The organism is Nocardioides sp. YIM B13467 (assembly GCF_042788075.1).
GTDB lineage: Bacteria > Actinomycetota > Actinomycetes > Propionibacteriales > Nocardioidaceae > Nocardioides.
Genome location: NZ_JBHZPJ010000046.1, coordinates 1,526,267 through 1,544,594, shown reverse-complemented (window position 1 = coordinate 1,544,594; position 18,328 = coordinate 1,526,267). Strand labels below are relative to the sequence as shown.

The 18,328-nt window shown below is 70.7% G+C and carries 18 protein-coding genes and 1 tRNA gene; 7 read left to right on the top strand and 12 right to left on the bottom strand.

Features of this window, described 5'->3' with window-relative positions:
• Nucleotides 1–81: 81 nt before the first annotated feature.
• The 3 genes from ACFX43_RS14550 to ACFX43_RS14540 all read right to left on the bottom strand — a co-directional run bounded on the left by ACFX43_RS14550 (nucleotide 82) and on the right by ACFX43_RS14540 (nucleotide 2,591).
• Nucleotides 82–155: transfer RNA gene (locus tag ACFX43_RS14550), tRNA-Pro, on the bottom strand.
• Nucleotides 133–1,938, bottom strand: a complete 1,806-nt coding sequence (locus tag ACFX43_RS14545) for a histidine kinase (protein ID WP_378825357.1) — start codon at nucleotides 1,936–1,938, stop codon at nucleotides 133–135. The genes ACFX43_RS14550 and ACFX43_RS14545 overlap by 23 nt, the downstream gene beginning before the upstream one ends.
• Complete coding sequence (locus ACFX43_RS14540; RefSeq protein WP_378825343.1) at nucleotides 1,935–2,591, bottom strand: response regulator; 657 nt, start codon at nucleotides 2,589–2,591, stop codon at nucleotides 1,935–1,937. The genes ACFX43_RS14545 and ACFX43_RS14540 overlap by 4 nt, the downstream gene beginning before the upstream one ends.
• 154 nt (nucleotides 2,592–2,745) lie before the next feature.
• Between ACFX43_RS14540 and ACFX43_RS14535 the strand changes: the two genes are divergently transcribed.
• Both ACFX43_RS14535 and ACFX43_RS14530 read left to right on the top strand, forming a co-directional pair.
• Nucleotides 2,746–3,153 carry a hypothetical protein gene (locus ACFX43_RS14535; protein WP_378825328.1) on the top strand — a complete coding sequence of 136 codons (408 nt, stop codon included), beginning with the start codon at nucleotides 2,746–2,748 and terminating at the stop codon, nucleotides 3,151–3,153.
• The gene (locus ACFX43_RS14530) at nucleotides 3,150–3,470 is read left to right on the top strand and encodes a hypothetical protein (protein ID WP_378825321.1); all 321 of its coding nucleotides are present in this window, start codon (nucleotides 3,150–3,152) and stop codon (nucleotides 3,468–3,470) included. Before ACFX43_RS14535 ends, ACFX43_RS14530 begins: the two co-directional genes overlap by 4 nt.
• 27 nt (nucleotides 3,471–3,497) lie before the next feature.
• Here ACFX43_RS14530 and ACFX43_RS14525 read toward each other — a convergent pair whose 3' ends face one another.
• Entirely contained in the window at nucleotides 3,498–4,211 is a 714-nt protein-coding gene (locus tag ACFX43_RS14525; protein WP_378825316.1) for a FadR/GntR family transcriptional regulator, read from the bottom strand.
• A 123-nt stretch (nucleotides 4,212–4,334) separates the two neighbouring features.
• Here ACFX43_RS14525 and ACFX43_RS14520 point away from each other — a divergent pair, with 123 nt between their 5' ends.
• From ACFX43_RS14520 to ACFX43_RS14510, 3 genes are all read left to right on the top strand, one after another.
• Nucleotides 4,335–4,835 carry a gluconokinase gene (locus tag ACFX43_RS14520; RefSeq protein WP_378840894.1) on the top strand — a complete coding sequence of 167 codons (501 nt, stop codon included), beginning with the start codon at nucleotides 4,335–4,337 and terminating at the stop codon, nucleotides 4,833–4,835.
• Nucleotides 4,832–6,220, top strand: coding sequence for a GntP family permease (locus ACFX43_RS14515; RefSeq protein WP_378825298.1), 1,389 nt, complete (start codon nucleotides 4,832–4,834; stop codon nucleotides 6,218–6,220). The genes ACFX43_RS14520 and ACFX43_RS14515 overlap by 4 nt, the downstream gene beginning before the upstream one ends.
• 81 nt (nucleotides 6,221–6,301) lie before the next feature.
• Nucleotides 6,302–6,880 (top strand): hypothetical protein, encoded by a 579-nt coding sequence (locus ACFX43_RS14510; protein WP_378825288.1) that lies wholly within the window; start codon nucleotides 6,302–6,304, stop codon nucleotides 6,878–6,880.
• A 58-nt stretch (nucleotides 6,881–6,938) separates the two neighbouring features.
• On the opposite strand, the gene ACFX43_RS14505 is transcribed toward ACFX43_RS14510, so the two are convergent.
• A complete protein-coding gene (locus ACFX43_RS14505) occupies nucleotides 6,939–7,433 on the bottom strand; it encodes a VOC family protein (protein WP_378825279.1) in 495 nt (164 codons plus the stop codon).
• 114 nt (nucleotides 7,434–7,547) lie between these two features.
• On the opposite strand from ACFX43_RS14505, the gene ACFX43_RS14500 reads away from it, so the two are divergent.
• Nucleotides 7,548–8,039, top strand: coding sequence for a MarR family winged helix-turn-helix transcriptional regulator (locus ACFX43_RS14500; protein ID WP_378825262.1), 492 nt, complete (start codon nucleotides 7,548–7,550; stop codon nucleotides 8,037–8,039).
• A 73-nt stretch (nucleotides 8,040–8,112) separates the two neighbouring features.
• Here ACFX43_RS14500 and ACFX43_RS14495 read toward each other — a convergent pair whose 3' ends face one another.
• A complete protein-coding gene (locus ACFX43_RS14495; protein WP_378825246.1) occupies nucleotides 8,113–11,910 on the bottom strand; it encodes a S8 family serine peptidase in 3,798 nt (1,265 codons plus the stop codon).
• Nucleotides 11,911–12,026: 116 nt separating this feature from the next.
• Here ACFX43_RS14495 and ACFX43_RS14490 point away from each other — a divergent pair, with 116 nt between their 5' ends.
• Entirely contained in the window at nucleotides 12,027–13,058 is a 1,032-nt protein-coding gene (locus ACFX43_RS14490) for a helix-turn-helix domain-containing protein (RefSeq protein ID WP_378825234.1), read from the top strand.
• Here the strand turns inward: ACFX43_RS14490 and der are convergent.
• The 6 genes from der to ACFX43_RS14460 form a co-directional block, all read right to left on the bottom strand.
• On the bottom strand, nucleotides 13,055–14,440 hold the full coding sequence (gene der, locus ACFX43_RS14485) for a ribosome biogenesis GTPase Der (protein WP_378825224.1): 1,386 nt from the start codon (nucleotides 14,438–14,440) through the stop codon (nucleotides 13,055–13,057). The genes ACFX43_RS14490 and der overlap by 4 nt on opposite strands.
• Nucleotides 14,433–15,173 (bottom strand): lysophospholipid acyltransferase family protein, encoded by a 741-nt coding sequence (locus tag ACFX43_RS14480; RefSeq protein ID WP_378825217.1) that lies wholly within the window; start codon nucleotides 15,171–15,173, stop codon nucleotides 14,433–14,435. Before ACFX43_RS14480 ends, der begins: the two co-directional genes overlap by 8 nt.
• Complete coding sequence (cmk, locus tag ACFX43_RS14475; protein WP_378825204.1) at nucleotides 15,170–15,865, bottom strand: (d)CMP kinase; 696 nt, start codon at nucleotides 15,863–15,865, stop codon at nucleotides 15,170–15,172. The genes ACFX43_RS14480 and cmk overlap by 4 nt, the downstream gene beginning before the upstream one ends.
• A 10-nt stretch (nucleotides 15,866–15,875) precedes the next feature.
• The gene (locus ACFX43_RS14470) at nucleotides 15,876–16,976 is read right to left on the bottom strand and encodes a prephenate dehydrogenase (protein ID WP_378825182.1); all 1,101 of its coding nucleotides are present in this window, start codon (nucleotides 16,974–16,976) and stop codon (nucleotides 15,876–15,878) included.
• 102 nt (nucleotides 16,977–17,078) lie between these two features.
• A complete protein-coding gene (locus tag ACFX43_RS14465; RefSeq protein ID WP_378825167.1) occupies nucleotides 17,079–17,477 on the bottom strand; it encodes a VOC family protein in 399 nt (132 codons plus the stop codon).
• A gap of 17 nt (nucleotides 17,478–17,494) precedes the next feature.
• The gene (locus ACFX43_RS14460; protein ID WP_378825134.1) at nucleotides 17,495–18,277 is read right to left on the bottom strand and encodes a helix-turn-helix domain-containing protein; all 783 of its coding nucleotides are present in this window, start codon (nucleotides 18,275–18,277) and stop codon (nucleotides 17,495–17,497) included.
• Between the last annotated feature and the right edge of the window lie 51 nt (nucleotides 18,278–18,328).

Genomic DNA, 18,328 nt, shown 5'->3' with positions numbered 1-18,328 from the left:
CTCGGCGCAGCTTGGGAACGATGGACGGGATGCAAATCGACCTCTGACCTGTTTCCCCAGGTCTGAGGTCGATTTCTTCGATCAGGCTGACGGGATTTGAACCAGCGGCCCCCTGACCCCCAGTCAAGTGCGCTACCAAGCTGCGCCACAGCCTGCCGACGACAACGGCAGCATGGCGACCACGCAGCCGCCGCCGCCGGCGTACCCCGCCTCGAGGGTGCCGCCGAGCTCTTCGGCGCGCTCGCGCATCGACGTCAACCCGACGCCGCGGGTCCACGGCGGTCCAACCGTGCCGTGGTCGCGCACCGTGACCACCAGCTCGCCACCCTCGACGCGGAGGGTGGCCTCGGCGACCTGCGAGCCGCTGTGCCGAGCGGCGTTGTGGAGCGCCTCGACCGTGATCCGGAACGCCGCCACCTCGACGGCCGCGGCGAGTGGCGGGAGGTCCGCGGCGGCGATCGTGATCCGCATCGACCGGCCGTCCGGCGTACGCAGCGTCTCGGCCTGCTGGCGCACGGCCGAGATCAGGCCCAACTCGTCGAGTGCGGGTGGGCGCATCCCGTAGACCAGCTCGCGGATCTCGCGGATCGCCGTGCCGGTCTCGGCCCGGAGGGCACGCAGCAGGCCGGCCGCTGACTCCGGGTCCTCACGCATCGTGTTGCGCGCGGCGTCGGCGGTGAAGGCGATCCCGGAGAGCCGCGGACCGAGGCCGTCGTGGAGCTCGCGTCGCAGCCGCCGCCGCTCTTCCTCGATCGCGCTGATCGTCTGCTCACGCGACTCCTGCAGCTGGTCGGCGAGCAACCGGGCGCGCAACAGCTGCGCGAGCAGTGGCCGGGCCAGATCGAGTACGTGCTTGTCGCCTGGGGTCAGGGTGAGATCACCGGCTCGGAGGCCGACCACGAGCTCGCCGGTGCGACCGTCCCCGATGTCCAGGGGCAGCGTACGGGTGTGGGTGACGGGTGTGCCCGACGTGGCGATCACGACGTCCTCGACCCGGAGCTCGCCGTACGACAGCACCAGCGCCTCGCGGATCACGCGCAGCGCCAGCGCGGGGTCGTCGCCGATGTTCTCGGCCACGTGGCCGGCAGCGCCGAGCGGGTCCGGGCGGACGCCGAACAGCAGCTCGTCGATGACGCCGCGCATGGCGACCTGCAAGGGGTGGAACAGGGCGGCGGCCAGCGCCGCCGCGAGCGCGATCGTGCCCACGCTCGGTGGGCGACCGCCGAGCAGCTCCAGGACACCCTCGATCGTGGCGTACACCGCCATGTAGGCGACGACCGCTGTCAGGAGCACGACGGCCCGGACAACGAGCCCGCGTACGTCGACGACCTCCGGTCTTCTGAGCCCGACGTACATCGCCGGTCCGACGACGGCGAAGAGCGCGAAGCCTGCGCCGTACAGGATCCCGGCTCCGGTGCTCCGGCCGGGCGCGCCGTCCAGCGCGAACGCGATGAAGAAGAGGACCATGCCGGTGCTGGCCAGGCTCAGCCCCATCCAGGTCAGCGCCCGGCGGTCGGTCCCGTCGCTGCGCTCGAGCTTCCACCAGGTGTGGAGGAGACAGGTCACGACGAGCGTGACCCCGGTCGGCAGCAGCACTCCGGAGCGGCCCCACGGCCCGGTCAGGCTCAGCGAGGCGACCGCGAACAGTCCGGCTCCGCCGACGACCACCAGCGCCACGAAGTCGACAGGGTTCCGCCAGCGCAGCCGGGGGTACGCCGTCACCGCCAGCGGCAGCAACAGGGAGCCTCCGACGACGAAGGCCCACGTCGCGAAGTCCGGCTCCGCCCGCCAGGCGATGGCGCCGACGAGGATGGCGAGCCCACCGAGGGCGAGCGGCACACCCGGCGCCACGGCCCGAGACCTGCCCAGCATCGCCGCGCCGCTGACCAGCGTGCTGAGCCCGAGCACCGCGATGCCGACGAGCTCAGGGTACGTCATGGTGACCGGCCGCTCTCCCCCAGCCCGCCCTCGCGAGCCCGGATGATCGCGGCCGCGCGGTCGGCCACCTGGAGCTTGGCGAAGATGCTGGTCAGGTGGTTGCTCACGGTCTTCGGCGACAGGAACAGCTGTTGAGCGATCGCACCGGTGCGCGACCCGGCCGCGAGCAGGTCAAGGATTTCCCGCTCCCGTTGGGTCAGCTCGGGAAAAGGGACCTCGACCCGGGCAGGCGAAGCGCTGAAGTGGGCGAGCACCCGCGCCGCGACCCCCGGCCCGAAGATCGCCTGGCCGGCGACGACAGCCCTGACCGCTCCGACGATCTCGTCCTGCTCGGCGCCCTTGAGGAGGTAGCCGCGCGCGCCGGCCTGCATCGCGGTGAACACGGTCGCGTCGTCGTCGTACATCGTAAGCATGAGCACCGCGGTCTCCGGAACCACTGCCCGGATCCGCCGCGTCGCCTCGACCCCGTCGAGCACCGGCATCCGTACGTCCATCAGGATCACGTCGGGCCGGGACAGCTGGACCTCGCGTACGGCCGCCTCGCCGTCACCGACCTCGCCCACGACCTCGAGCCCCTCGATGGTGTCCAGGAGCGCGCGCAGCCCGCCGCGCACGACCGGGTGGTCGTCGGCGAGCAGGATCCGCACGGTCATGCACTCATCATGACCCCACCCGTGCGCGCCGTCCCGGGAACTGATTCCCGTCATGACCGGGATGCCTCGGGAACGACGCGGGTGGTTCGGACCTGACCCCGGGAACTGCTGAAGGCGCAGGTTTGGGGCACACCCACTCACCGAAGGAGTCACCATGAGCACCATGACCACTCGTCACACCGGGCCCAGCACCCGCCAGAAGGTCGGCCTGGTCCTGGCCGGTCTGATGAGCGCCGCCAACATCCCGAGCGCTCTGTTCCCGGCGCCCGAAGGCGACGCCGGGCCGCCGATCGGCGTCCTCGTCGCCGGCTCGGTCCTCGGCGCCATCGGCCTGGTCGCGGTGATCGCCGCGTGGCGCGGCAACCGCGTAGCCGCGCGGATCGCCGCCGGCGCCCTCATCATCGTCACCCTGACCGGGCTTCCGGCGTTCTTCGTGGAAGGCATCCCCGCGCCCATCAGGATCCTGGTCGGCGTATCGGTCCTGTGGACGGTCGCCGCGGTCTACCTGATGTTCTCCGCCCCTCCCCGCTCGACGGCGTTCGATGGCGGCGAGCCCCGATGATCGCGGTCATCACCGTCCTGGCCGCCTTCGCGCTCGGCTACTTCCTGCGGTCCCACCTGGCCGCCAACACCGCCTACGCCATCGCCTATCTGTGGGCGTTCGTCTTCCAGACCCTGTACCTGCTGCTCGACGCACTTTCGCCGAATGCCTCGGCACCGGCGTTCGAACCGGGCGAGTTCCCGCTGTCGTACGGCGTGTTCACGCTGGGGGTCTTCGCCGCCGGGTTCGGGCTGGTCGCGCTCGGCCGGTACGTCGCGGTGCGGCGAGGCAGGACCATCCCCGCCCGACAGCGCAGAAAGGTGGCGTTCACGGACTGAGGCCACCGTGAGGCCGCCGTGGCCCCTTCAGTCCTCAGCGGAGGCGAGGGCTTCGGCGGCTTCGTCGATGATGGCGCGCATGGCCTCCTCGGCGGCTGCCGGGTCACCGTTGCGCACCGCGATCGCCACCTTCTCGTGCAGCTCGATGGCGGTCGGGTTCGGCTTGTCGGGCATCAGGTGGTGGTGCGTACGCCCGGCGAGGAGCTCGGCGACGAGGTCACCGAAGGCGGCGAGCATGTCGTTGCCACAGGCGTTGAGCAGGACTCGGTGGAAGGTCGTGTCGGCCTCGAGATAGGCCTCCAGGTCACCGGCGGCGGCGTGGACCACCATGTCGGCCACGGATCGGGCCAGCTCCCCGTGGTGCTGAGGCTCGGCCCGCTCGGCGGCGAGCCGGGCGGCGATCGGCTCGAACCCGAGCCGCAGCTCGGAGAGCGACAGCAGCTGCTCGCGCCGGCCCTCGCCGTCGAGCCGCCAGCGGATGACCAGCGGGTCGAAGACGTTCCACTTCTGCCGCGGGAGGACGGTGATGCCGACACGTCGCCGGGTGGCGACCATGCCCATCGCCTGGAGAACGCGCACCGACTCCCGTGCGACCGGGCGCGAGACGTCGTACGTCGCCTGGATCCCCTCCAGCGTGAGAACGGCCCCTGGTGGCAGCTCGGCGGAGACGATCCTGCGCCCGAGCGCGTCCCGGACGCTCTGGTGCAGTCGATGTACGGCATCACCGCTGGAAGTCGTCACTGCGGCATCGTCGCACAATCCGAACGCGACGTAATCAGAATCCTTTATGACACCTTGCCTTGCCAAACGGATGCCTTTTGATGCACCCTGTGACGCGTGACACAGAACCCTCTCCTCGTCGTCATGGGAGTCTCCGGCTCCGGCAAGTCGACCGTCGGCGCTGCGATCGCCCAGCGCCTCCGGGTCCCCTTCGCCGACGCCGACGACTTCCACCCGCCGGAGAACATCGCGAAGATGGCCTCGGGTCGTGCGCTGGACGATCACGACCGGCAGCCCTGGCTGGAGACGCTCGGCGGCTGGCTCGCCGAGCACGAGCGGACCGGCGCGGTGCTGAGCTGCTCGGCGCTCAAGCGCAGCTACCGCGATCTGCTCCACAGCCGCGCCCGCGGCCTGCGGCTCCTCCACCTCAACGGCACCCCGGAGGTGGTCGAGGCACGCCTCGCCGCCCGGGCGGGGCACTTCATGCCGCCGTCGCTGCTGCGCTCGCAGTTCGCGACCCTCGAGCCACTCGCTCCCGACGAGCAGGGCACGACCATCGACATCGACCAGGACATCGACGCGATCGTCGACCGCTACCTCACCACCATGAACCCGACCTCAAACCTGACCAGGGAGTCCGCATGAACATCCTCGCCGCCGCGACCGAGCCGGTCGCTCCGGTCGCATCAGGAGGCGTACTCCTCGCTGCCGCGCTGGCCTCGATCGCCCTGATCGTCGTCCTCATCACCTACGCCAAGCTGCACCCGTTCCTCGCGCTCCTGCTCGGCGGCGTCGCGGTCGGCGTGCTGGCGGGACGCAACGTGATGGACGTGATCACCTCCTTCGGTGAAGGTTTCGGCGCAACAGCGACCAGCGTCGGCCTGCTGATCGCTCTGGGCGCGATGTTCGCCAAGCTCCTCGCCGACTCCGGCGGCGCCGACCAGATCGTCGACACGATCGTGGGCAGGTCCTCGGTCCGTACGCTGCCGTGGGCGATGGCGCTCGTCGGCGCGATCATCGGCCTGCCGATGTTCTTCGAGATCGGCCTGGTGCTGCTGATGCCGGTCATCTACCTGGTCGCCCGTCGTGCGCAGGTCTCGCTGATCACCGTCGGCATCCCCACGCTCGCGGGCCTCTCGGCGATGCACGGCCTGGTGCCGCCGCACCCGGGTCCGCTGGCCGCGATCGGCGCGCTGCAGGCCGACCTCGGCACGACGCTCGCGCTCGGCGTACTGGTCGCCGTCCCGGTCATCGTCGTCAGCGGGCCGCTGTTCGGCAAGCTCGCGGGCCGCTGGGTCGTCGTCGACGCGCCGCACACCTTCGACGCCACTCCGGTGAGCAACCCGGAGGGCGAGACCCGTCGCCCGTCCTTCGGCGTCACCCTGTTCAGCGTCCTGCTGCCGCTGGTGCTGATGCTCGCCAAGGCGATCGTCGACATCGTCATCAACGACCCCGAGAGCCAGATCCAGCAGGTCTTCGACGTGATCGGCTACCCGCTCGTGGCGCTGACCATCGCGGTCATCGTCGCCATGTTCACGCTCGGCCGCGGGTCCGGGATGGATCGCCGCCAGATCGCCAAGACGGTCGAGATGTCGCTGCCGCCGATCGCCGGCATCGTGCTCATCGTCGCCGCGGGTGGCGGGTTCAAGCAGTCGCTGATCGACACCGGCATCGGCACCCAGCTCGCCGACTGGGCCCAGGGCTCCGGCGTGTCCGCGATCGTGCTGGCCTGGGTGCTCGCGGTCCTCATCCGCCTCGCCACCGGCTCCGCGACCGTCGCCACCATCACCGCCTCGTCGCTGGTGGTCGACCTCGTCGCCAACATGCCCACCGCGGAGGTCTCGCTCGTCGTGCTCGCGGTCGGCGCCGGTTCGGTGTTCTTCTCCCACGTCAACGATGCCGGGTTCTGGCTGGTCAAGGAGTACTTCGGCCTCGACGTCGGCCAGACGATCAAGTCCTGGTCGCTGATGGAGACGGTGCTCTCGGTGTCCGGTCTGGTGTTCGTACTGGCGCTCAGCATGGTGATCTGACACCCGCCCTCACGAAACTGTCGGTGCTGTCCGACAGAATCACTCCTGACACATGGATCACACCCACCACAGGAGCTCACCGTGTCGGACTTCCCCCTTGAATCCAACACAGCCCCATCCACCACAGCACCAGCCGGCAAGCTCGACCCGATCTCCCGCAAGGGCACCCCTGCCCATCGCACCAAGTCCAAGCGGGAGGGCGCCGGGCGGCGCCAGGGGATGCCGGTGCAGGCGATCAGCCTCTCCGTGCCGGCATCCCTGGCGGCGCAGTGGAAGACCTACAGCCAGGAGGTCCCGCGTTCACTGGTCGACGTCATGCTCGACGCCGTCGCAGCGACCCGCCCCCGGCTGCCGGTCCTCCTGCGCGCCCACCAGGCAGCGCTGCGCGAGAAGACCAGGCCCGTCTCCGACGGCACCTTCATGCGCACCGTCCCGCAGCCGAAACGGCTCGAGGACCCGTACGTCACGATGCCTCTGCGGCTGCTGGCGACGAACGTCGACGTGCTGGACGCCATGGTCCACGAGATGGCCGCGGAGTCCCGCTCGCAGCTGGTCGTCGTGGCGCTGACGGCATGGCTGGCCGACCGGCGGGCCGAGGAGCAGGTCTACGCCGAGCAGCTCGAGCTCGAGGTGTCCGAGGACCCGTTCGACCGTCCCTGAGCGCGGCTGGGACCGGGCCACTCCGCCGTACCTTGGCCCGTCCCGGCTGCGCAGGGCCTCAGAGCACCTTGGTGCCGTACATCTCCCCCAGCGGGTCGGCGAGGAGCTCGAGCCGCTCGCCGTCGGGCCCCATGAAGTAGAGCGACGACTTGGACTCGACCATGTAGTCGACGCCGGCGGCGTCGAGCTTGGCGCGCAGGTAGTCCCAGTTCTCACGTGTCACCGAGATCGCGATGTGGTGCAGCCCGCCGAGCACCTCGGCGTACGGGCCCAGGTCGAGCCCGGGAAGCGTGAAGAAGGCCAGCAGGTTGCCCGCCCCGACGTCGAAGAAGAAGTGGTCGGAGCCGGCGTAGTCGCGGTTCTCGAAGATCTCGGTCAGCGGGAACTCCAGGAGCCCCTGGTAGAAGTCGATCGACCTGCGTACGTCCGAGGAGAGCAGCGCGGTGTGGTGGATCCCGCGAGCCGTGCTGGCCGGGCGGAGGCCCTCCTCGCGGAGGTACTCCTTCTTGATCCGCTCACGGTCCTTCGTGATGAAGTCCATGTCGATGCTCATCGTGCTCTCCTCATGCCATGACGTCTCAGGCCCAGTCTAGTTTCTGCGTCAACAGTTGCCGGAGGCGGGCGGCGGTGCTGAAAGCGCGAGCTACGACTCGGTAAGGTATGCCTCATGGATGAGGTCAAGTGGCTCAGTAACGACGAACAGGTCGCGTGGCGTGCCTGGCTCGCCGTCAACGCACAGCTCACCTCGCGGATGAACCGCGACCTCCAAGCCAAGAACGGCCTCTCCCTCGCCGACTACGACGTCCTGGTCAACCTGACCGACGTCCCCGACCGCTCGCTGCGGATGTACGAGCTCGGCGACAAGCTTCAGTGGGAGAAGAGCCGGCTCTCACGCCAGGTGATGCGGATGGCCGCGCGCGGCCTCGTCGAGCGTCGCGAGTGCCTCGACGACCGGCGTGGCGCCTTCGTCGATCTCACCCCGGCCGGGCTGGAGGCCATCGAGGCCGCTGCTCCCGAGCACGTGAAGCTGATCCGCCACGTCATGTTCGATGCGTTCACCGCCGATGAGGTCGCCGCCCTGACCAAGCTCTACCAGGGCGTGCTGGAGCGTCTCGAGGTCAAGCCCCCGTCGGTCGCCGCGGACGGCTCCGCCGCCTGAGCCCGGTCCGAAGACGTACGTCAGGCCCGCAGGTCACCACCGGTGACCTGCGGGCCTGAACTCTTGTGGGCTGCTAGCGCTTGACCCCGAAGGCCGAGACGACCTTCTGGGTCACCGCGTTGCCGGCATCGTCCTGGGCGGTGGCCCGCAGCGAGACCAGGTCGGCACCGCGCGCGGGGATGCGCAGGCGCGTCTCCCAGCGGTCACCGTCCTTGCGCAGCTTCACCGCGGTCCAGGTCGAGCCACCGTCGTAGCTGACCTCGAGGGTCGCCGCCTTCACCGAGCCGGCGCGCTCGGCGCCCGGCACCGTGTAGGGCACCACAGCGAACGGGACCTCGGAACCCGCGCGCACCGTGCCGTCCAGCGCTGTGTCGACGTCGTAGTCGAGCTGGAGCAGCGGCAGCGGCGTACCGGCCTCACCGTCCGGGACCGGGTCCGCCTGATCAGCGACGAACTCCCAGGAGGTACGGGTGCTGGTCGAGTAGCGGTGGGCATCGCCGGTCGCATCGGTGTCGATCTCGAACCGGTACGTCTGCGGCCCCTCGGCCACCGGAACGCTGGTCTGGACCGCCTGACCGATGTTCTTCCGGATGAGGGTGTCGCCCCGGTAGAGCCGCGACTCGACGGGGGTCTCCCCCCACGGGAACCCGCCGGTGATCCCGGCCGGGCCGCTGGCGTTGGCCACGTTGACCGCGAACCAGTCACCGCTGTGCCGCGGACCCCAGTAGCCGTCGCCCGTGCGGGGCGCGGTCACCGGAGCGAACCAGTTGCGCACGGTGGTGGTGCGCGGCTCGTGGGCCTCCCGTACGCCGCGCTGCTCCCAGGTGCTCTCGTGCTCCACGGCCTCGTACCAGGTCACGTCGTCGTAGGTGGAGACGTAGTCGGTCCGCTCGGTCGCCGTGGGCTGCAGCGCGTACAAGGAGAGGCACGGCGGCCACTGGTAGCCGCGGCAGTCGGCGCGGTTGTCGACAGCCAGACGCTGCTCGGTGTCGTTGTAGCGGCTCTTGACCGTGGCGAGCTGCCGCGTGGTCGGGGCCAGCGCCAGATCCGCCGGGATCTCACCGGGCCAGCTCTTCGCCACGTCGTAGAGGTAGTTCGGGAACTCCACGGCCTTGCCCTCCAGGGTCACCTTGCCCTTCGCGACGGCCGCCAGGAGCTTCTCGCCCTGGGGCGATCGCAGCGAGACGACGGGCAGGTCGCCCTGGGTGACGTAGTCCACCAGCGGGCCAGGACGGTCGTTGACGACCACGAGCAGGGCCGCACCGGCGGCCTGGGCGGCGGTTTCCCGTTCCTCCGCGGTGACCGCGTCGTCCCTGGTCACGAGGACGGCGCGGCCCTTGGCGTCGACGCCCTCGTAGTCGGCGGTCGTGCCCTTGCCGGCTGCGACGGCGCGCAGCGACACCCGGCCGTCGAGCTTGGCCGAGCCGAGCTGGTAGGTCGGGTCGAACGCGAGCGGCCGCGAGCTCCGCGCGGTGACGTCGAGTGCCGGCTCGGTGGCCCGCCAGCGTACGGCGAAGTCGAACTCCGCGCTGTCGACGGGGCCGGTGGTCTCGGCGTAGAACGAGTCGACGTCGACCGGGACGGCGTAGGTGGCGCCGAAGGTCGCGTAGAGCCCGCCGATGCCGGAGTCGTTGAAGAACTGGAAGCGGCGGTAGGCGACGTCGCTGTCCTTGGGCGTCTTCAGGGTGAGCTCGTCGGCCTTGCGTGCGTCCAGCACGAGGGACTGGTCCTTGTCGGTGACCACGACCTGCGGGTCGCCGACCAGCGCGACGCCGGTCGAGCCGGGGCCCTTCGAGCCGGCGACGTCGAGGAACGCCGTGGCCGAGTAGGTCCCGGGCTGGAGCCGCTGGGTCGGAACCTTGCCGGTGGCCGGGTCGATCGGCAGGCTGCTGACGAACTGGTCGCCGTAGCGGTAGAAGTCGACGTAGCCGGAGGCGGGCTTCCCGGACCGGTCGAGCGCGGTGATGTCGAGCCCGTAGCGCTCCTCCTCCTTGACCAGCGCGGTCGCGGTGCGGACGGTGATCTCGCCGGAGGCGTCGGTGGCGACGACGGCGCCGCTGTACTTGCCTGAGAGCGCGGCGTCATCGGCGTCGGCCGTGATCGTGACCTCGGTGCTGCCACCGGCCGGGACCACCACCTGGTCGGCGGAGAGCGAGACGAGGTCGCTCGGCTTGCCGTCCGGCCCGACGACATCGGTGCTCAGCGCGAGCGCCACGTCGGCATCGGTCGAGTTGGTGTAGGTGACGGTGCCCGTGGCGGGCTCGTCACCGTCGTGCGGCCAGCTGTAGAAGCCGAGGAACCCGTCGCCGGAACCCTCCACGCCGTCGAGCGCGGCGGGCACGTCGAGGCGACCCGTGCCGACCTCGTACGCCGGGGCGTCGATGTCCGCGGCCGAGGAGACCAGGGCGTTCTTGAGCTGCTCCCCGGTGAGGTCCGGGTGGGCGCCCTTGACGATCGCGGCGGCTCCGGCGACGTGCGGTGTGGCCATCGAGGTGCCGTTCATCGAGCGGTACCAGCCATCGCCGGACGACTGCTGGGAGCGGGCCGCGACGATCCCTACGCCGGGCGCGGTCAGGTCGGGCTTGATCGCGTGGTCGCCGGCCCGCGGGCCGTAGCTGGAGAAGTCGGCGCGCACGTCGGCGTCGTCCACGGCACCGACGGTGAGCGCGGCGTCCGCGGTGCCGGGGCTGCCGAGCGATCCCTCGGCGTAGCTGTTGCCGGCCGCGACGACGAACAGGGCACCCGTCTCCTCGCTCAGCGCGTTGAGTGCCTGCGCCATCGGGTCGGTGCCGTCGTTGAGGCTGGAGTCGCCGAGGCTCATGGAGACGATGTCGGCGTTCGCCGCACCCCACTCCATGCCGGCGATGATCCAGGAGTCCTGGCCGTAGCCGGCGTTGTCGAGGACCTTCCCGACCAGCAGGTCGGCACCCGGGGCGACGCCCTTGTAGAGACCCTCGCTGGCGGAGCCGGTGCCCAGGACGGTCGAGGCCACGTGCGTGCCGTGACCGTGCGCGTCGCTGGTGGCCTCCTCCCCCGGAACGAACGACTGCGCCTCGTCGACCTGGTCGGCCACGTCGGGGTGGGTGGCGTCGATGCCGGTGTCGAGGACCGCGACCGTCGCACCCTTGCCCTCGAAGCCCGCGGCCCACGCCTCGGGCGCACCGATCTGCGCGGTGCTGCGGTCCAGGGTCGTCTCGGCCTTGCCGTCGAGCCAGATCTTCTCGACGCCGCCGCCGAGCTTCCCGGCCGCATCTCCTGAGCGCGTGGACGCGCTGCCGTCAGTGGCCACGGCCGACCAGAACGCAGGCGCCTTCTTCTTGCTCACCGCGACGGCGTCGGCGTCGATGCTGGGCAGGTCGAGCGTACGCTCGGTGCCCGGCAGCTTCGCCGCCTTGGCGCGGGCCGAGGCCTGCTCCAGGATCAGCGGAGTGGCCTCGACGGTCTCGTCGTCGTAGCTCATCTCGAGGAGCCCGGTGACGTCGAACAGCCGGCGGTCGAGCGTGCCCGCGGCCAGGTAGGGCTTGGCAGAGCTGGGGATCGCATAGAGGTGATCGCCCACCTGCTGGGTCTCGATGGCAGCGCCGGCGGAGTCGAACCCGAGGGTCAGGACGCCGTCGTCGGTCGCGGTCACGTCGATGACGTCGCCGGTCACGAGGGTGATCGTGGTCCGTCCGTCGTCGAGGGCGGGCGTACGTGGCGCCGTGCCGGCCGTGGTGGCGCCGGCGTCGGTCTTGGGGGCCTCAGGCGTGGGGTCGGCGCCTGGGGTCGCGTGCGCACTGGTGGCCATGGTCGCGACCAGGGCAGTCGCGGCAGCTGCGGCCGCGACGGCCTTGGTGGCGGCCGAGCGGCCGGATCTGGTTGGGGGTCTCATGGAGATGGACCCTGTCAATCGGACGCGACAGGCGACAAGAGCCATGTCGTGGCGGTTTTACGGCATGGCGAGCCTCCGTCAGCGGTGGAACGCCCTCGTTCTGTCGTAGAAGTGACATGCTCGGCGACGTGCTCGGTCTGACCCCTGATGAGACCCTCGCCTACGGCGAGCTCATCACCATGCCCTCCGCCACCGCCGCCGAGTTCGCGGCCGCCCTCAGCGCCTTCGGCACTTCCCCGGGAGAGGCCCATCTGCTGCTGCGCCGGCTCGAGGAGCACGGCCTGGCCGCTCGGATCACCGGGGACGAGCGGCGCTTCGCCGCCGCCCCGCCGGCGATCGCGCTCGGCGCGCTGCTCGCCCGACAGCAGGACGAGGTGCGGCAGGCCGAGATCGAGCTCAGCCGCCTCGACGAGGCCTACCGGGTGGCCGCCGCCGGCCGCGGACCCACGGACGTGGTCGACGTCATCCACGGCGAGGACGCCGTCCGGCACCGGTTCGAGCAGGTCCAGCTCGGCGCGCGCGAGCGCGTCGACGCGTTCGTCCGCCCGCCTGTGATCGTGACCTCCAGCCAGGAGAACTCGGCCGAGAACAAGGCAGTGGCGCGCGGCGTGCTGTACCGGGTCGTCGTGGAACGCAGCATGCTGGAGAGCCACGACGTGACGGTCGACGAGGCCATCGAGGCGACCGACGCCGGCGAGGAGGTCCGATTCGCCGATCAGGTGCCGCTCAAGCTCATCATCGTGGACCGGCGGCTCGCTCTGATGCCGCTGACCTCCTCGGGCGACGTCGTCGGTGCGCTGCTGGTCCGGGAGAGCACCCTGCTCGACGCGCTGATCGCCCTCTTCGAGAACGTGTGGGACCAGGCGACACCGATGCTCGTGGGCACCTCAGGGCTCACCGGGGACGTCGCACAGCAGGTCGATGACGAGGATGCGCAGGTCCTCGGGCTGCTGCTCGCCGGGCTGACCGACCAGGCAGTCGCCAAACAGCTCGGAACATCACTGCGTACCGTGCAGCGCAGGGTGCGGGCGCTGCTCGACCTGGCCGGCGTGGAGACCCGGATGCAGCTCGGCTGGCACGCCGCGAACAACGGCTGGGTGCAGGCAGGGTCGGACGGTCAGCTGACGCCCGCCCCACCTGAGGACTAGCGCTTGCGCTTCTCCCGAACCCGCTGCTGGAGCACGATCGGGGTGCCGACGAAGCCGAACTCCTCGCGGAGGCGACGCTCGATGAAGCGCTCGTAGGAGGCCTCGAGCTTGCCGCTGGTGAACAGGACGAACGTCGGCGGCGCGGTCGAGGGCTGGGTGCCGAAGAGGATCTTCGGCTGCTTGCCGGACCGGACCGGGTGCGGGTGCTCGGCGACGAGGCGGCCGAGGAACGAGTTGAGCGCGCCGGTGCCGATCCGCGTCTCCCAGCCCTCGAGTGCCTTGTCGAGAGCGGGGACCAGGCGGTCGACGTGCCAACCTGTGCGGGCGGTGATGTTGATCCGCGGGGCCCACTGCACCTGGACGAGATCGCGCTCGATCTCGCGGTCGAGCTGCCAGCGGCGGTCCTCGTCGACGAGGTCCCACTTGTTGAACGCGATCACCAGCGCCCGGCCGGCCTCACGGACGGTCTGCAGGATGCGGATGTCCTGCTCGGAGATCTTCTCGCCACCGTCGAGGACGAGCACGGCCACCTCGGCGCGGTCGATGGCGGTGGTGGTGCGCAGGGAGGCGTAGTACTCGTGGCCCGAGGCCTCCTTGACCCGCTTGCGGATCCCGGCGGTGTCGATGAAGCGCCACTCGCGGCCGCCGAGCTCGATCAGCTCGTCGACCGGGTCGACCGTGGTGCCGGCGACGTTGTCGACGACCGCCCGCTCCTCCTGGGCCAGCTTGTTCAGCAGGCTCGACTTGCCGACGTTGGGCTTGCCGACCAGCGCGATCCGACGCGGGCCACCGATCTCGGTGCCCTCGGGAAGCGGCGGCGGGTCGGGGAGCACCGCGAGGATCGCGTCGAGCATGTCGCCCGAGCCGCGGCCGTGCAGCGCGGAGACCGGCCAGGGCTCACCGAGCCCGAGGTTCCACAGCGCGGCGGCCTCGGCCTCGGTGCGCATGTCGTCGACCTTGTTGGCGGCCAGGACGACCGGCTTGCCGGACTTGCGCAAGATGCGTACGACCGCCTCGTCGGCGTCGGTGATGCCGACGGTCGCGTCGACCACGAAGAGGACGGCGTCGGCCAGCGAGACCGCGATCTCGGCCTGGGCGGCGATCCGCTCGGCCAGTCCCTGGGCGTCGGGGTCCCAGCCGCCGGTGTCGACCAGCGTGAACGCCTTGCCGTTCCAGTCGGCGTCGTAGGAGACGCGGTCGCGGGTCACGCCGGGTACGTCCTGGACGACGGCCTCGCGGCGACCGATGATCCGGTTGACCAGAGTCGACTTCCCGACGTTGGGGCGGCCGACGACGGCCAGGACCGGCAGCGGGCCGGTCGGCGTCTCATCGGTCTCGTGAAGGTCTCGCACGTCTTCGTACGAAACGTCGGGGTCAGTCATTGTTCTCCTCGCTAGGTAGCGGACCGGGCAGTTCGCGACCGGTCAACGCCAGGGCATGGTCCTGTTGGACCTGCATGTGCTTCTGGAGCAAACCCGAGACATGCCCGACTTGTTCCCTGGTACGCGGCCAGCCTACGCGCTCGACGTGGAAAGGTTCGCCATAGACGATGTCGATCCGAGCACCTTTGTGCGGCAGCGACGAGACCCCGCCGCCCGGATCGCGGCTGCCGAGCATGGTCACCGGCACCACCGGAGCCCCCGATGCGAGGGCGAAGTAGGCCGCGCCGCGGTTGAAGCGAACCAGGTCGCCCGCGCCGCGGTGGCCTTCGGGATAGATCCCCATCGCGTTGCCCTCGTGCAGCACTCGCAACGCCATCTTCACCGCCGCCGGGTCGCTGCCGAACCGGTAGAGCGGGATCTGGCCGGCCCAGCGCAGGAACGGCCCGAGGAACCAGTGCTCGAACATCTCCAGCTTGGTCAGCGCGTGCACCGGACGCGGCGTGAAGATCGCCAGCAGCGGGCCGTCGATGATCCCGATGTGGTTGGAGGCGAAGACGACCGGCCCGGTCTTCGGGATGTTGGCGGTCTCGTGCAACCGCACGTCGAACCGGCGGCGGATCACCCACCGTGCGTAGACGTTGATGTGATAGAGCGCCCACCGGCTTGGATGCGGGATCCCGTCCGTGCGCGGGAGCTCGGTGCGGGGCGTACCCGCATGCGGGCTCGCGCTCACTCCCCCGCCTTCTGGGCGAGGTCGACGACGAGGTCGATGACCTCCTCCAGCGTGTAGGGCGTCGTGTCGAGGTGGGTGGCGCCCTCCGGCACGGCCGCACCGCCCTTGGTCGAGTCGATCCTGTCGCGGTTCTCCAGCGACGCGCGGACGGCCTCTGCGTCGGTGCCGCCCTCCTCGGCCGCGCGCCGGGCGGCGCGGGCAGCGGGGTCGGCGGTGACGTACAGCTTCAGGTCGGCCTGGGGCCAGACCGCGGTGCCGATGTCGCGGCCCTCGACCACGATGCCGGAGCCGGCGGCGAGCGCGTCCCGGATCTCCTGCTGCTGGAGCGCGACCAGCCGGGCGCGGACCTCGGGGACGGTGGCGACCGGGGAGACCGCCGCGTTCACCCGGTCGCTGCGGATCTCGACCGAGACGTCGGCCCCGTCGAGGGCGATCGTCGGTCCGAGCGGGTCGGTGCCGGAGGTGATCACCGGCTTGCCGGCCGCGGCGGCGACCGCGTCCGCGTCGTGCACGTCGATGTCGTTGCTGAGCATCCACCAGGTCATCGCCCGGTACATCGCACCCGTGTCCAGGAAGCGCATGCCCAGGCGGTCGGCGACCCCGCGAGAGGTGCTCGACTTTCCGGAGCCGGAGGTGCCGTCGACGGCGATGACGATGCGTGCGGGGTCAGTGGTGGGATTGCTGCTGCTCACGGGCGGGAGCCTACCGGTGAGCGACCCAACCCCGGGACTCCAGAACCGCCTGCATCCGGTCGGCGGCGTCGTCGGCGACGATCAGCTCCATGACACCGACCGGGCGGCCGGGGTCGTGGTCGATGCGTACGTCCTCGATGTTGACCCCACTCTCCCCCGCGTCGGCGAAGAGACGGGCCAGGTTGCCGGGCTCGTCGGGCACCGTGACATAGATGGTCGCCTGCGCGGTCTGCGGCCGGCCGTGCTTGCCGGGGATGGCCCGGGTGCCGGCCTGCCCCTCCTTGAGGAGTACGTCCAGGGCGGCCGCGTCACCGGTGCCGACCGCCGCGATCATCTCGTCGAGCTGGGCGCGCACCTCGGTCAGCAGGTCGGTCACCGCCCGGGCGTTGCCGGCCACGATCTGGCCGTAGAGGCCAGGATCGCCGGCGGCGACGCGCGTCACGTCGCGCACCCCTTGGCCGCTGAGGCCGAGGTGTCCCTCCGGTGCCACCGCGAGTCGGCCGGCCACCAGGGCGGCCATCAGGTGCGGTACGTGGGAGGTGCGGGCCACGGCCTGGTCGTGGTCCTCCGGGCTGAGAGTGAGCGGCACAGCGCCGCACAGGGTGGCTAGCTCGCCGACGAGCTCGGTCGCCCCGGGGTCGGCCTCCGCATGCGGCGTGACCGCCCAGGGCCGGCCCTCGAACAGGGCCGAGGTCGCGGCCAGCGGCCCGGAGCGCTCGCTGCCGGCCATCGGGTGCCCGCCGACGTAGCGGTGTACGTCGCCGGGGCCGTGCTCACGAACGTAGGCCAGCGGCGACGCCTTCACACTGCCGACATCGGTCACGACGGCGTCGGGGCTGTCGGCCAGCGCTCGGGTGATCACCTCACCGAGGTGCGCCGGCGGGACCGCGACCACGACCAGCTGCGGCGTGTCGCCGGGCTTGCGGCGTCGGCCGGCGCCGAGGCCGGTCGCGGTGCGTACGTGACTCGCGACCGAGTCGCTCAGCAGCACGTCGAGTCCGGCGGAAGCGCAGGCGAGCGCGACCGAGGTGCCGAGCAGGCCGACACCGACGATCTCGACCGGGCCGGTCAGAGCCGACAGCCCTCCCCCTGCTCGCCCGGTCTGTGTCATGCCTCCAAGGCTAAAGGGTCGACGCCTCCGGACCCTCCTCGTCTCAGCGCCTGTGGTGCGCTATCGCGGCCGGCGACCATGGTGTGCGATATCGCCTCGCGATCACGATGGCTGGTAGCTGCCGATGGACCAGGAGTTGCCCTCGGGGTCGGTGACGGTGCCGCCGCGGCCGCCGTAGTCCTGGTCGACCATCGGCCGGTCCACGGTGGCGCCGGCGGCGACCGCCTTGTCGAAGACGGCGTCGGGGTCGTCGGTGACCAGGTAGGCGGAGGACGTACCTGTGTTCTTGATGCCGCCGTCCTCGCGTACCTGCCCGAACATCAGCCCGCCTCCGCCGGGCCAGAGCCATTCCGCGTGGTACACGATGCCGCCCTCGCGGTAGGTGGTGTGCTCGACGAAGCCGATTGCGCTCAGCCACGTCATCATCGCCTCGGCGTCCTGGAACGCCATCGACTGCCAGTACTTGATCTTTGCTACGTCGTTCTTCTGCTCAGTGCTCATGCATCCGAGTCAACCGCCTACGGGTCGGCCAGGTCTTGAACGAATGGGAACTCCTCGCGCAGCCAGGTCGTCGGCGTACACCCGCCGAACTCCTGCCATTCACGCGTCAGGTGCGCCTGGTCGGCATAGCCGCAGGCAGTCGCCGCGCGAGCCAGTGGCATCCGGCCGACGAGGCCGCGGGAGCGGTCGAAGCGCGCCAGCCGCTGGAACTGCTTCGGTGCGACCCCGGTCTCCGCGCGCACCAGGTCACTGATCCGCCGGCGGCTGTAACCGACGTCGTCGGCCACCTCCTGCACTCCCGCTCCCCCGGTCAGCAGCGCCAGCGCGCGGCCCACCTCCGCCCTCGGTCCGGGCTCGCCATGGCGCGCCAGCGCCTCGACCAGACTGCTCACGACCAACCGCGCCCACTCCCGCGGATCGGCCTCTGCCAGCCGCTCCGGAAGATGACGTACGCCCCCAGGTGCCGCGACCTCGTCGAGAGCGAGGAGCTCACCACGCCACGCCGCCGCCGGCATCCCGAACAGCGCCCGCACTCCCGCGGTCGTCAGCCCCAGCTGCACGCCGCGCTGGTAGCCGTCATGATGGATCGCCGCAGGCCGGGTGTGCAGCCCGGAGACCAGCGACCACGCCGTCACCAGCTCCGTCCCGCTCCCCCACGAGGTCACCAACGGCTCGTCGACCGAGAGCACGAAAGTGATCTCGGTCGACGGCATCCCCCGATGCACCCCCGGCGCCCCGAAATCCACGTCGTAGGTGACCAGCGAGGTGACATAGGGCCGCAGCACCTCCGGCACGGTCATGTCTCGATGGTGCCACGGTCGGCGCGGGTTGCCCATGCGCTATCGCCCACA

Coding starts and splice junctions, on each gene's coding strand:
- der (WP_378825224.1), bottom strand. CDS start 14,440: ATGACTGACCCCGACGTTTCGTACGAAGACGTGCGAGACCTTCACGAG.
- ACFX43_RS14500 (WP_378825262.1), top strand. CDS start 7,548: ATGGATGAGGTCAAGTGGCTCAGTAACGACGAACAGGTCGCGTGGCGT.
- ACFX43_RS14460 (WP_378825134.1), bottom strand. CDS start 18,277: ATGACCGTGCCGGAGGTGCTGCGGCCCTATGTCACCTCGCTGGTCACC.
- ACFX43_RS14545 (WP_378825357.1), bottom strand. CDS start 1,938: ATGACGTACCCTGAGCTCGTCGGCATCGCGGTGCTCGGGCTCAGCACG.
- ACFX43_RS14540 (WP_378825343.1), bottom strand. CDS start 2,591: ATGACCGTGCGGATCCTGCTCGCCGACGACCACCCGGTCGTGCGCGGC.
- ACFX43_RS14490 (WP_378825234.1), top strand. CDS start 12,027: ATGCTCGGCGACGTGCTCGGTCTGACCCCTGATGAGACCCTCGCCTAC.
- ACFX43_RS14535 (WP_378825328.1), top strand. CDS start 2,746: ATGAGCACCATGACCACTCGTCACACCGGGCCCAGCACCCGCCAGAAG.
- ACFX43_RS14465 (WP_378825167.1), bottom strand. CDS start 17,477: ATGAGCACTGAGCAGAAGAACGACGTAGCAAAGATCAAGTACTGGCAG.
- ACFX43_RS14515 (WP_378825298.1), top strand. CDS start 4,832: ATGAACATCCTCGCCGCCGCGACCGAGCCGGTCGCTCCGGTCGCATCA.
- ACFX43_RS14520 (WP_378840894.1), top strand. CDS start 4,335: ATGGGAGTCTCCGGCTCCGGCAAGTCGACCGTCGGCGCTGCGATCGCC.
- ACFX43_RS14470 (WP_378825182.1), bottom strand. CDS start 16,976: ATGACACAGACCGGGCGAGCAGGGGGAGGGCTGTCGGCTCTGACCGGC.
- ACFX43_RS14495 (WP_378825246.1), bottom strand. CDS start 11,910: ATGAGACCCCCAACCAGATCCGGCCGCTCGGCCGCCACCAAGGCCGTC.
- ACFX43_RS14530 (WP_378825321.1), top strand. CDS start 3,150: ATGATCGCGGTCATCACCGTCCTGGCCGCCTTCGCGCTCGGCTACTTC.
- ACFX43_RS14505 (WP_378825279.1), bottom strand. CDS start 7,433: ATGAGCATCGACATGGACTTCATCACGAAGGACCGTGAGCGGATCAAG.